Below are 12,296 nucleotides of genomic sequence, written 5' to 3'. Positions count from 1 at the left end.
AAGGGGTCGACGCATCGCCACACAGGGCGGTCCCTGCTGGAGCCGGGCCCCTGGTCTTGGTCCAGGATCCGGGCGGGGGCCCACGCGAGTTGCCCCCCGGCTCCCACGAAATGCGAGTTCCGCCCGTGAAACCTGCACATCGTGGGAGAATCGTGCGCGGGGCTCCGGGGACAGGGCGTGAGCCGGTGCGCGAATCAGCACCGGCGATTCCTGCGCGCTCATGCGGCGCCAGCCAGGCCCGGGAAACGCGCAGAGCGTGGGAGGAGGACCGTCGATCACCGAGCCGGCCCGAAGTACCGCAGGTCGCTGCACGCGCCCCTGCCGGGAAACGCCCACGAATTGCACGCCTGCTGCGGAAAACGCGCCGAGCGTGGGAGGATAGGGATGGAAGCGGCCGGCCGACTCGAGAGGGCAGGCCTGTGCGGAGGCGGTATGCGCACAGGTTTCGGTGGGACACTGGATTGCCGGGGGAGCGTGGGCGGCGGCGCCGGATTCCCACGAACGCGCCGAGCCTGGGAAGATCGGAGAGGGTCATCCTTCGGCACACCTCACGGGGACCGACAGCCGGATGCGGGCCTCTCACCGCTGCCTCATGCGACGCGGGGGGCCAGGCGGTCGTGAGGCTTCTGGAACTCGTCCACCAAAACGTGCGCCTTTGATGAAACAGACCGGCTTCCAGATCCGTCCAAGCGGGTGAGAACCGACGGAAAGGGAGGCAGCAACATGAAGCAACCTTACGCAGCCGTTGTCGCAGCGCTGGTCTCGCTCACCCTGGCCGGCTGTTCCGCAGCCGGCGCTGCCGGATCGAACGGGCCAGAGGAGCAGCGGCAGGATGCAGCGCTCCAGCGTGTGGTGGCCGGCGAGGATCTGCCCGCGGCGGAGGGCGCAAGCGATCGCGATCAGGAGGTCAGCGGCGGCACCGGAGTTGACCCGGAACGGCTCACCCACGGCGAAGCAGAGGCCGACGGTGAGGCGGCGGCCCGCGCCGTCGTCGAGGAGTTCGGCCGGAGGCTGAAGGATGTATCCCTGATGGCACCGGAGCACATCGTCGCCGAGAGCATGGAGCAGCACTACGGCGACCTGGTCACCCCCGAGCTCCTGGAGCGGTGGAAGGGCGATCTGGCCCAGGCGCCCGGCCGGGTCGTCTCCAGCCCCTGGCCGGATCGGATTGAGATCGTGAGCGTCGTCCCGCGGGCGCAGGGTGAACATGATGGGGCATACGAGGTCCGGGGCAACATCGTCCTGAAGACGAGCACGGACCTGGAGGATGGGTACTCCGGCAAGCGTGCCATCACCCTCGTGGTGGCCCGGATCGGCGACGCCTGGATGATCACGGACGTCACCCTGGGCGACTACGTTGCCCCCGGGCCGGTGACGTACCTGAACGGCGACTACGGCTTCGTCTTCTCGCTCCCAGAGAGCTGGGAAGGCTACACCATCGTGACCGAGGAGTGGGAGGGCCTTCCCGTAGGCGGCACCGAGCCGGTGACGACCGGGCCGTTGATCCGCATCCGGCACCCTGCCTGGCGTGAGGATGCCCCCCGTCAGGACATCCCCATCATGGTGTTCACCGTGGACCAGTGGGAGGCGCTGGAAGCCGGGGAGTTCCACATCGGCGCGGCGCCGATCGGCCCCAGTGAACTCGGCCGGAACGACGCGTACGTCTTCGCCCTGCCCGCCCGGTACAACTTCGCCTTCCCCGAGGGCTACGAGGAGGTGGAGGAGATCCTGGCGGGCGACCCCCTGCAGCCCACCCAGCCCATTCCGGGGCGTTGAGAAGGCTGTGCGAGGCGGGTGGCCGCCTGTACGCCGGCTGTGGCATCAGGGGCGCGGTGACGTGAACGACGACGCGGGTTGTCGAACGGGGCTGCGGAGAGACGCCGCAACCGGGGGCGCGTGCAAGACGTGAGCGGCCGGCGTTGCGCCCGGCAGCGAGGCGACGGGAGCGCCCGGCACCCCGCCGCAAACCGGAGCGACGAGGGAACCCGCACTCTGTCGGAGACCTGAGCGACGGGGGCGACGGGTGCGCCTCGCCGGAGACCGGAGCGACGAGGACAACTGCCCATGGACGCAGACAGGGGCTGCACCCTTGGAGGTGCAGCCCCATTCGATTGCGCGCTTCAGGCCGCCGACGCCGGAGCAGGCAGACGGAGTCGTATGGACGCCGGATCGAGGGGACTCGCTCCCGTCGCCGGTCCGGGGATCTGTGCCCCAGTTGATGTGGAACCCCACCAGGACCGGCGGGCCGAGTACCTCGGTGCGTTCGGCGAACCCGTAGAGCAGGGCGTCATCGCCCCACTGTCCGCCGGCCGCAGCAGTGCCGTGCCCTCCGCAGATCGGTTGAGCAGGCCGGGGCACTCGCGTATCGTTTCTCCTCCGTCGTGCGTGGTATGGGGTGACAAGGAAAAACGGGAGGGATGGCGACAGTGACGGCGATGCCCAAGAAGGTCATACGGGTCCGGAACCTGGCGGAGAGCCTGGCATTCTACGTGGACACGCTCGGCCGGCCACATCGAGCAGATCTGCGCGACCCGGAGAGTACACGGGCTGTGACGAGCGCAGATCCGGGCGTCCCGCAGGGTCACGCCCTCTGACGGGCGCCGCGGCCTGGCGCGGGCGCGGCCGCCTGAGCCGCACTCACCCTCAGTCCGCCACGGAGGTCGTCTGCGCCTGGTCCGCCGGCACCGTTCCGTACCGCACGTACAGCCCGATGCCCGCGAGCAGCAGGATGCCGCCGACGATGGTGGCCCACCCCGGCTCCTCCCGGAAGAGCAGCCACGCCAGCACTGTGGCCACCACAGGCTCGCCGAGGGTGCTCATCGAGACCGTGGTGGCGCTCACCCAGCGGAGCGCCCAGTTGAAGATCGTGTGCCCCAGGATGGTCGGGATGACCGCCAGCGCGGCGAACAGCACCCACTCCCGCGCCGGGTACGGGGCCAGCGGAATCCGCTGGGGCAGCATCAACAACCACAGGAACGCCGCGGCGAGGGCGTAGACCACCGTGGAGTACAGGGTGGCCGACATCTTCTGCCTGGCGAAGCGGCCGGCGATGGTGTAGCCGGACACCGTCACCGCGCCCAGGAAGGCGAGCACGTCGCCGAACAGGGCCGACCCGCTCACCCGGAAGTCGCCCCAGCCGACCATGACCGCCCCGACCACGCCGATGATCATGGCCACGAGCCCGATCCGGTTCGTCCGCTCCCCCAGCAGCCAGTAGCCCAGCGCCAGCACGATGAACGGGCTGGAGGTAACCAGCACGGTGGAGCTGGCCACGGTGGTGTAGTTGAGGCTTTCGATCCATACGTAGAAGTGGAGCGCCAGCGAGAGGGCGCTGGCGGCGAGCACGAGCCAGTCCCGACGGTTGAGGCGCCGCAGGGCCTCCCGCTCGCGCAGAAGGGCCGGGATGGCCAACAGCACCACCGAGAGCGCCAACCGGTAAAACGAGAGCACCAGGGCCGGTGCTTCCGACAGCCGGATGATGATGGCCGAGCACCCCACGGCCAGCACGGCGACGACCAGACCGAGCAGTGTGAGCAGCGGCAAGGACACGACGCCTCCGTTCCCTCTTGATGCCCCCGGACGGCGGCTCCGCCGGGGCTGCGGTGTCATATTCCCGAAAGTTTAGACCTGGACCGGCCAGATTCCTGCCGGCACCGTGCCCGGGGCGATTGGGACACAATGGGGAGGAAGGCCCCGCACGCCTTGGGACGAGTCTGAAACGACCGACACCGGGGATACGTCTGATGAGGCAGGTGGTCTCCAACCTCGCAGCTAGGAGGCGACGACGTGCGAACATTCTGGCTATGGGTGGCCCTGCTCGTGCTTATGACGGCTCCGCCCGCCGCCGCGGCGGCAGGCGTCAGCCTGGCGGTGGAGCCCGCGTTTCAGGGCTACTTGAAGGAGGGCGAATGGGTCACCGTCTGGGTGGAGGTGCGCAGCGAGGGAGAGGCCGCCGCCGGCGAGGTGGCGGTCCGGACGGCTCCTCCGCCCGGCATGGAGCACCTGCCGCGCCCGGAGTACGCCGTGCCGTATGACCTGCCGCCCGGCGGAAGCGTGCGCCTGGCGGTTGCACTTCCCAACGAGTACAGCTGGCCCGTGACGGTCGGGCTGTACGCAGACGGGCAGCTGGCGGAGCAGCGCACGCTCAGTCTGAGCTGGGAGCCCCGGCACGTGCTGCTGGCCGGCGTGCTCTCCGACGACGAGGCGGCCCTGGCGGCCCTCAGCGGGCTGCGCGGCGGCGACGGCGTCCGGCTGGTGCGGCTGTCGGCGGAGACCCTGCCCGACAGCCCGACCCTGCTGGGCAGCCTGGACCTGCTGGCCATCGCCCGCTACGACGCGGACAGACTGACCGACCGGCAGCTGCAGGCCCTGGAGGCCTGGGTGGCCCGGGGCGGGACCCTGCTGCTTTTCGGCGGCCCGGAGTGGCCGCGTACCCTCGGGCCGCTGCCCGGGAGCCTCCTGCCGGTGGACATTTCCGGAACGGCGGAGGTCCCGCTGGCTCCCCTGGGCGACCTGGCCGGCGTGCCCCTGGAGGGCAGCGGCACCGTCAGCGTTGGGCCGCTGGTCCGCGGCACGGTGCTGATCCGTGCCGGTGAGCCCCTCCCGGGCGGCGGCGCGGCGGGGCCGGGCGGTACCGGGCCGGAGGCGGGCATCGTGCTGGCGGCGTCCGCCCAGGTGGGATCCGGCCGGGTGGTCTATCTGGCCTACGACCCCGCACAGGCGCCGGTGGCCGGCTGGGGGGGCCACCTCGTGCTGCTCGACCGGCTGGTGGGCCTGTCCGCGGGACGGCGGCCGGTGGTGGCCACCGACTGGCGGGTGCAGGATGCGATCCAGCAGATTCCGGACTGGGGGATGCCCGCGGTCTGGCTGGTCGGGCTGGTGCTCGGCGGCTACCTGATCGCCGTGGGGCCCGTCAATTACCTGGTGCTCCGCCGGCTGGACCGCCGGGAATGGGCCTGGTTCACCGTACCCCTGCTCTCCGTGCTCTTCCTCGGCGCTGTTTACGGGATGGGCGCCGGCCGGTTCCAGGGCGGCATCACGCACCTCATGACCACCACCGAGCTGGTGCCGGGGTCCCGGACCGCCGTCCTGACCGGCTACGTGGGCCTGTATGCGCCGGGCCGTCCCCGGCTCTCGGTTCCCCTGCCCGGCGCGGGGCTGGTGCGGCCGCTGAGTACCGGCGCTTTCGTGGGCGGCGCGGAGAGCCGGATCGTGGCCGGGGATCCCCCCGCCCTGGAGCTGGCAGGGCTGACCAACTACAACATGACCGCCTTCGCGCTGGAGCAGCCGGTGACGGTCCCTGGCGGGCTGGAGCTGGTGGACGTGGAGGTCACCGAGTTCCTCGTGACCGGACGGGTCCGGAACACCCTGCCCGTGCGGGTGTCCGGGGTGGAGGTGGCCACCGCCTACGACGTGGTCGGGGTGGGGGACCTCGGCCCCGGCGAGACGTCCGAGCCCTTTACGGCGGGGAGGAAGGCCAGGGTCGCACCCGGGACGAAAGGGCTGATCCCGCTGCCCGGGAGCGGCGCCCCTGACCCCGGCGCCGACCCCCGCCACGAACAGCTCCGGGCGTTCGCCTGGGAATCCGGGCAGGGACGGCTCGGTTCGGGGATGCTGGTCACGGGCTGGACGGACGAGCCGCTGGCCTCGCCGCCGGCGCCCGAACTGGGGCGGCTGGTGACGGGGGCGAACCTGGTCTATGTCTTCCACCCCCTGCCGGTCCGGGCGGACGGCGACCTGCCCCCCGGCGTGGTCCTCGGTCGCCCGGTGGATGCGGAGAGGGTGCCCCTCATCGGGCCCAACGTCTACTACGCGCCCCCAGGCAGCCACCGGTTCGTCGTCGGGCTGCCGCCGTTGGATCCGAAGCAGGTGGCCGAGGTGACGCTGGATCTGCAGGGGCCGGTGCGGGAGGCCGTGATGTCGGTCTTCGTCCGCAACCAGCGCACGGGCGAGTGGCTGCCGCTCACGGAGCAGCGCACGGTGCTGCCCGGCTGGCAGGACTTCGTGCTGCCCGGCGGGGCCATGGAGCTTCGGTATGACCTGTCCGCCGAGGCCGAGTTCATGGCGCCCACGGTGGCCGTAAAGGGGGTGCGGTGATGCTGCGGGTGGAAGGGCTGGTCAAGCGCTTCGGCGACGTGGAGGCGGTGAAGGAGGTCAGCTTCACCGTGGAGCCCGGGGCGATCTACGGCTTCGTCGGCCCCAACGGCGCCGGCAAGACGACCACCTTGAAGATCATCGCGACCCTCCTCATGCCCGACGCCGGCCGGGTGTTCATCGGCGGCACGGACGCGCTCCAGAACCCCGGCGAGGCCCGGGCCCGGCTGGGCTACATGCCCGACTTCTTCGGCGTCTACGACAACCTGAAGGTCGACGAGTATATGCACTTCTACGCCGACTGCTACGGTGTGCCCGCCGCGGGCCGGGACCGGCTGATCGACTCCCTGCTCGCCCTGGTCCGGCTGGCCGACAAGCGGGGGGCGTACGTCGACGAGCTTTCCCGGGGCATGAAGCAGCGGCTCTGCCTGGCCCGCTGCCTGGTGCACGACCCCGAGGTCCTCATCCTCGACGAGCCTGCCTCCGGCCTGGATCCCCGCAACCGGGTCGAGCTCCGGGAAATCCTGCTGGAGCTGCGCCGCCGGGGCAAGACGATCCTGATCTCGTCCCACATCCTGGCGGAGCTGGCGGAGCTCTGCACCCACATCGGCATCATCCACAACGGGCGGATGGTGGCCTCGGGCCCCGTGGAGCAGATCCAGCGGGAGGCCGGCGCCCGGGTGATGGAAGTGCGGCTGGGCGGCCTGCCCCCGGCCGGTGCCGCCGGAGCCGCTCATCGGGGCGGGCAGACGGCGGAAGCTCCGGAGACGGACACGGCGGGCCCGGCGGCAGGCGCGGGGACCGCTGCGCAGCCGGACACGGCCGGCCCGGCGGCGGGTACGGGGACCGCTGCACAGCCGGACACGGCCGGCCCGGCGGCAGGCGCGGGGACCGCTGCGCAGCCGGACACGGCGGGCCCGGCGGCAGGCCCAGCGGCAGGCCCGGCGGCGGGTACGGCGGTGGGCACGGCCGCAGGGGCAGACGAGCGGCTGGCCGCCGCGGCCCGGGTGGCGCGCACGGTGCCGGGCGTGCACAACGTCACCGTGGAGGACGGGGCCCTGCGGGTGGCCCTGGACGACGGCGACCAGGCGGCCGCTTCCTTGCTGTCCACCCTGGTGCAGGCCGGGCTGCCGGTGGTGCACTTCGCCGAGGTCAAGTCGAAGCTGGAGGACGTCTTCATGGCGATCACGGGGGGTGAGGAGCAGTGAGCGCACTCTGGGGCTTCGTGCGCAACCCGGTTCTGCTCCGGGAGGTGCGGGTGCGCATGCGGGGCTGGCGGACGCCGGGGATCATCGTGCTCTACGTGGGGCTCCTGGGGCTCGTGGCGCTCCTGATCTTCGCCGCCTCCATGCGGGGCAACCGCACCGTGGGGTTTGCCCCCGAGGTGGGCGCCGTCATCTACGCCACCCTGGCCATGCTGCAGCTGGTGCTGCTGGTGCTGGCCGTGCCCGGGCTGGCCGCCGGGGCCATCGCCGGTGAACGGGAGCGGCAGACCCTGGACCTGCTCCTGGTGACCCGCCTCTCCGCCGCACAGGTCGTGTTCGGCAAGCTGCTGGCGGCGACGGGTTTCGCCCTGCTGCTGATGTTCGCCTCGCTGCCGGTCTTCGGGCTGATCTTCCTGTTCGGCGGCTTTTCGCTCTACCGGCTGGGGCTTTCGGCGGTTGTCTACGTGGTGACCGTCCTGCTCCTGGGAGCGGTCTCGCTCTACTTCAGTGCGCTGTACCGGCGGACCCAGACCGCCGTGGTCGCGGCCTACGGGGTCGTCACCACCTGGATTCTGCTGTCGCCGCTGTTCGGCGCCCTGACTTACCACGTGTTCTTCGACCTGGAGAACCCGCCGGTGTGGGGGCTGGTGTTCGCCTACACCAACCCGGCGTTCGGCCTGGCGGCGGCGGCCGGCCTGCCGCTGTCGCAGATGACCAGGCTGTATTCGCCCATCCTCACCACCGATGCGGCCCGCGAGGCGATCTGGTGGAAGTACTGCCTGATCGCCCTGGGGCTGATGCTCCTGCTGCTCTGGCGCACGGTGCGGCGGGTGGACCCGCTGCGGCCCGCGGCCCGGCGCTGACGGCGCACACGGCGGCCCTCTGCACACGGCGGCCCCCTGCGTTCCGGCAGGGGGCCGCCGTGTCCGCGCCCACGGGGGCGCCCGCATACGCACCCCCGTCCGTTCAAAGAATACACGCGGCGGGGAGGTGGGTGTGCAGGTGGACCATCAGCTGATCGTACAGTATCTGCGCCGCTGGCAGGTGGCCAGGGCCCACGAGCTGGCCGCAGAGGTCGAGAACTGCGCCGGCGCCGGGCTGTCGGACCAGCTTCAGCTGGCCCTGGCCGCGGAGAAGGCATACATGCCCGTCAGCCCGGCGCTGGCGGAGAACCGGGCCATGGTGCGGACGCTGATGGGCTACAGCGCCGACCTCATGGAGCGCACGCTCTACCTCGGGGCCGACCGGCTGCCCGCAGCCCTGTTCTGCCTCGACGCCATGAGCGAACGGGCGCAGGTAATGACGATTCTCGAGTCGCTGGCGGTGTGGGGCCAGGACCGGAAACTGCCGGCAGACAGCCCCGACAGCCTGCTCACGGCGCTGGAGCAGATGATCCCCAGCGTCATGGTCCGGGGCGTCGGGGTCCTCGGGCAGGTGCTGGAGTCGCTGCTGGCGGGCGACACCGTCCTGTTCGTGGAGGGCCTGCCCTCCGCGCTGATCATGCCCACGGACGGGCCGCCGGGCCGCCAGCCCGACGAGCCCCTCACCGAGCCGGTGGTGCGCGGGCCGAAAGATGGCTTCACCGAGACCGTCTCGGACAACGTCGCGCTCATCCGCCGCCGCATGCGGGACGATCGGCTGCGCGTGGAGCGGCTGACCCTGGGAGAACGGTCGCGGACCCGGGTGGTGCTCTTGTATCTGATGGGCATCGCCACGCCGGAGCTTGTCCAGGAGGTCCGGACCCGGGTCGGCCGCATCCAGATCGACGCGGTGCTGGCCAGCGGCTACATCGAAGAGATGGTCGAGGACGACCCGTTTACCATCTTTCCGCTCCTAAAGGTCACCGAGCGGCCCGACGTAGTCACCGCCGGGCTGCTGGAGGGGAAGGTGGCGCTGCTGGTGGACGGCACGCCCCACGCGGTGCTCATGCCGTCTACGCTGGTCGCCGAGATGCAGTCTGCGGAGGACTACTACCACCGCTGGCCCATTTCCTCGTTCGTGCGGAGCCTGCGGTACCTCTACCTGCTGATCGCCTTCCTGGGCCCGTCGATCTACGTCGCGGTGACTACCTTCCACCACGAACTGATTCCCACCAACCTGCTGATCACCCTGATCGCCGCGCGCGAGGGGGTTCCGTTCCCGGCGGTGCTGGAGGCGCTGATGATGGAACTGACGATGGAAGCCCTGCGGGAGGCCGGCGTGCGGCTGCCCAAGGTGGTCGGCCAGGCCGTGTCCATCGTGGGGGCCCTGGTGATCGGGGAGTCCGCGGTGAAGGCCGGGCTCGTCTCGCCGGTCATGGTGATCGTCGTGGCCCTGACGGCGATCTCCTCCTTCATCATCCCGCTGTACGCGATGTCGCTGGCGGTGCGCGTCCTGCGTTTCGTCCTCATGATTCTGGCCGGCACCTTCGGGTTTTTCGGCATCGTGGTGGGGCTCATGGCGCTCTTCGTCCACCTGAGCAGCCTCCGTTCCTTCGGCGTGCCGTACCTGTCTCCCATCGTCCCGCCCACGGGCGGTGACCAGCGGGACGTGTTCGTTCGTGCGCCCTGGTGGGCCATGCGGCGGCGGCCGCAGTTCATGCCGGCCGTCGACCATCCCCGCGGCGGCCAGGGCAACCGGCCGAGCCGGCCGTCGGCCAGGAAGAGAGGGGGAACCCCGTGACGATACGGATCAGCGGAGGGCTTTACGCGTCGGTGCTCATCGTGACGGAGTTTATCATGCAGTACATGATGCTGCCGCGCGTTCTGCTGGAGAATGCCGGGCAGGAAGCGTGGATGATCATGGTCCTGGTGGGCCTGTACAGCCTGGCCGTCGCCTTTGCGGTCGTGTGGGTCGCGTGCCGCTTCCCCGACCGCGACCCGCTGCGGGCCATCCGGTGCGCCATCGGGCCCTGGGCCACGCTGCCCATCGTCCTGATCTACGCCGCCTTCAACCTGCTGACCTACAGCCTGTCGCTGCACGACGTGCAGACCTTCACCAGCATCCTCATCCTGCCCGACACCCCGGCCTGGGTGCTGGCGGCCATCATGGCCCTGCTGGCCATGTATATCGTGCACCAGGGCATGGAGCCCATCGCCCGCACCGCCTACGGGGTCCTCGTTCCGCTCATCGCTGTCCTCCTCTTCCTGCCGCTGGCGATGGTGCGGGAGATCCGCATCCTGCAGGTCGACCCGTTCCTCTGGAAGGGGCTCGGGGGCGTGGTGACAGGGGCGTGGATCGCGCTTCCGTGGGCGGGGCAGACCATCATCGTGCTGAGCCTCATCCGGCACCTCAGCCCCAGGGTGAACCCGTACAAGTGGACCCTGATCGGGGTGGGGGGGTCGCACCTCGCGCTGGCCGTGTTCGTGCTGCTGATCAGCCTCACCTTTGGCTCGCTGCTGCCCGCCCGCCTGCTGTACCCCGGGTACGAGATGTTCGCGATCATCGCGCTCACCGAGTCCATCGAGCGCATTCAGGCCGGGATCATGCTGCTCTGGCTGTGCGGGAGCCTGGTCAGCATCACCGTGTACCTGTTTACGGTGGTGGAGGAAGCCGCCCTGGCCCTGGGAACCCACCGCAGGGGCTGGATTAACTTCATCGCGGGCGCGGCCGGAGTGGTCTTCGCGCAGACGCTCGAAGGGGGGCTGCACCGGCGGAGCATCGCCCGGGAGCCGTGGTGGATGATCCTCCACATCGCCGCCGCGTGGGCCGTGGTGATCTTGCTGGCGCTCTTCACGCTCCTCATCCGGCGGCGACAGGGGGCGCGTACCAGTGCGTAGACGGTTGCTGTCGCTCGGGCTTCTCCTGGTGTGCGCGACGGTCATGCTTTCCGGGTGCTGGAGCCGGATCGAACTCAACGACATCGGAATCGTGCTGGGCCTTGGGGTGGACGTGGGGGAGCGGGAGGCGCTGCGGCTGACGCTGTACGTCCCGCGGCCCCTGCCGCCCCACCTGGCCAGCGGCGGGGGCGGCAACCAGGAGCCGGTCTGGGTGGTCGCGCGCGAGGCCGACAACTTCGCCGATGCCCTGGCGCTGATCCGGCTCTCCTCCGCTCGCCGGCTCGTCTTCCAGCACCTGCGGGTGGTGCTGATCGGCGAGGAGTACGCGCGCAGGCACGGGATCGGGGAAATCCTGGACGTTCTGGCCACCAACCACGAGATCCGGCTCACGGTGCGGCCGTTTCTGGTGGAGGGGCAGGCGCAGGAGGTCTTCGAGACCCTGCCGCAGCTGCGCAGCTTTCAGCCCTTCAACCTGACCGCGATACTCCAGGCCAAGGGCGGGCTGGAGTGGCGGCTGAAGGACGTGCTGGCGGCCCGCATGTCCGACACCCACTCCGTGTGGATGCCGACGCTCAAGATCATCCCTCGTCAGGCGAAAACGTCGCTGGGGCCGAGTACGACCGTCACGCTGAGCGGCGTCGCGCTGTTCCGGCGCGACTACCTGCAGGTGGTTCTCGACCCCTGGGCTTACCAGGTCATGGCCTGGTTCCTGGGCAACCCGACCGGTTTCACCATTACGGCGCACTGCCCGAACGGTGAGTACGGGACGCTGTCGGCCCGCGTGGTGACCGGCAAGCTCCGCGTGCGCCCCTACTGGCAGGGCGACCGGCCGGCCTTCCGGGTGGAGGCGACCAGCCGGGTCAACGTGACCCGCTCAGCCTGCAGGACCGGTGCAGTGAAGGACGCTGACGTGCGGAACCAGTTGGAGCAGGCCCTGTCCGACGACCTGCGCCAGCGGATCGAGCGCTTCATCGAGATCATGCAGACGCGCGTGGCTGACCCGGTGGGCTTCGGCAAGCACGCGCAGCTGGCCTTTCCCCAGTTCTACAAGAAGATGGAGGACAAGTGGGGCGAGGAGGTGTGGATCGACACGCCTGTGGAGGTGGTGGCGCGGGTCACGATCACGCAGGCGGGGCTTGTGACGGGTCCGGTGCACCCGACCGAAAGGGAGCTGCGGGAGGGCAAACAGTGACCGACGGCGCTGCGCTTCCGTCCCGCTTGTGGTACAATTCGGACGGGA

The 12,296-nt window shown here is 70.4% G+C and carries 8 protein-coding genes; 7 read left to right on the top strand and 1 reads right to left on the bottom strand.

Annotation, left to right across the window (positions count from 1 at the left end; all coding sequences use genetic code 11):
* Positions 1-723 precede the first annotated feature (723 nt).
* Positions 724-1,776, top strand: a complete 1,053-nt coding sequence (locus tag ACZ5UM_RS15855) for a hypothetical protein (RefSeq protein ID WP_464845257.1) — start codon at positions 724-726, stop codon at positions 1,774-1,776.
* A gap of 867 nt (positions 1,777-2,643) precedes the next feature.
* Here ACZ5UM_RS15855 and ACZ5UM_RS15850 read toward each other — a convergent pair.
* Positions 2,644-3,543 carry a DMT family transporter gene (locus ACZ5UM_RS15850; RefSeq protein ID WP_464845256.1) on the bottom strand — a complete coding sequence of 300 codons (900 nt, stop codon included), beginning with the start codon at positions 3,541-3,543 and terminating at the stop codon, positions 2,644-2,646.
* Positions 3,544-3,786: 243 nt separating this feature from the next.
* Here ACZ5UM_RS15850 and ACZ5UM_RS15845 point away from each other — a divergent pair, with 243 nt between their 5' ends.
* The 6 genes from ACZ5UM_RS15845 (at position 3,787) to ACZ5UM_RS15820 (ending at position 12,248) form a co-directional block, all read left to right on the top strand.
* The gene (locus ACZ5UM_RS15845; protein ID WP_464845255.1) at positions 3,787-6,096 is read left to right on the top strand and encodes a hypothetical protein; all 2,310 of its coding nucleotides are present in this window, start codon (positions 3,787-3,789) and stop codon (positions 6,094-6,096) included.
* Complete coding sequence (locus tag ACZ5UM_RS15840) at positions 6,096-7,301, top strand: ABC transporter ATP-binding protein (protein ID WP_464845254.1); 1,206 nt, start codon at positions 6,096-6,098, stop codon at positions 7,299-7,301. Before ACZ5UM_RS15845 ends, ACZ5UM_RS15840 begins: the two co-directional genes overlap by 1 nt.
* Positions 7,298-8,161: an ABC transporter permease gene (locus tag ACZ5UM_RS15835; protein ID WP_464845253.1), complete on the top strand. Its 864-nt coding sequence runs from the start codon at positions 7,298-7,300 to the stop codon at positions 8,159-8,161. The genes ACZ5UM_RS15840 and ACZ5UM_RS15835 overlap by 4 nt, the downstream gene beginning before the upstream one ends.
* A 139-nt stretch (positions 8,162-8,300) precedes the next feature.
* Complete coding sequence (locus ACZ5UM_RS15830; RefSeq protein ID WP_464845252.1) at positions 8,301-9,959, top strand: spore germination protein; 1,659 nt, start codon at positions 8,301-8,303, stop codon at positions 9,957-9,959.
* Positions 9,956-11,056, top strand: a complete 1,101-nt coding sequence (locus ACZ5UM_RS15825) for a GerAB/ArcD/ProY family transporter (protein ID WP_464845251.1) — start codon at positions 9,956-9,958, stop codon at positions 11,054-11,056. The genes ACZ5UM_RS15830 and ACZ5UM_RS15825 overlap by 4 nt, the downstream gene beginning before the upstream one ends.
* Positions 11,049-12,248, top strand: coding sequence for a Ger(x)C family spore germination protein (locus ACZ5UM_RS15820; protein WP_464845250.1), 1,200 nt, complete (start codon positions 11,049-11,051; stop codon positions 12,246-12,248). Before ACZ5UM_RS15825 ends, ACZ5UM_RS15820 begins: the two co-directional genes overlap by 8 nt.
* Positions 12,249-12,296 lie beyond the last annotated feature (48 nt).

The sequence above is a fragment of the Symbiobacterium ostreiconchae genome (genome assembly GCF_055396975.1).
This window is presented reverse-complemented; position numbering and strand designations above follow the sequence as displayed.

Bases quoted from the DNA above. Each gene is read 5' to 3' on its own strand.
- ACZ5UM_RS15855 (WP_464845257.1), top strand. From the start codon at position 724: ATGAAGCAACCTTACGCAGCCGTTGTCGCAGCGCTGGTCTCGCTCACC.
- ACZ5UM_RS15840 (WP_464845254.1), top strand. From the start codon at position 6,096: ATGCTGCGGGTGGAAGGGCTGGTCAAGCGCTTCGGCGACGTGGAGGCG.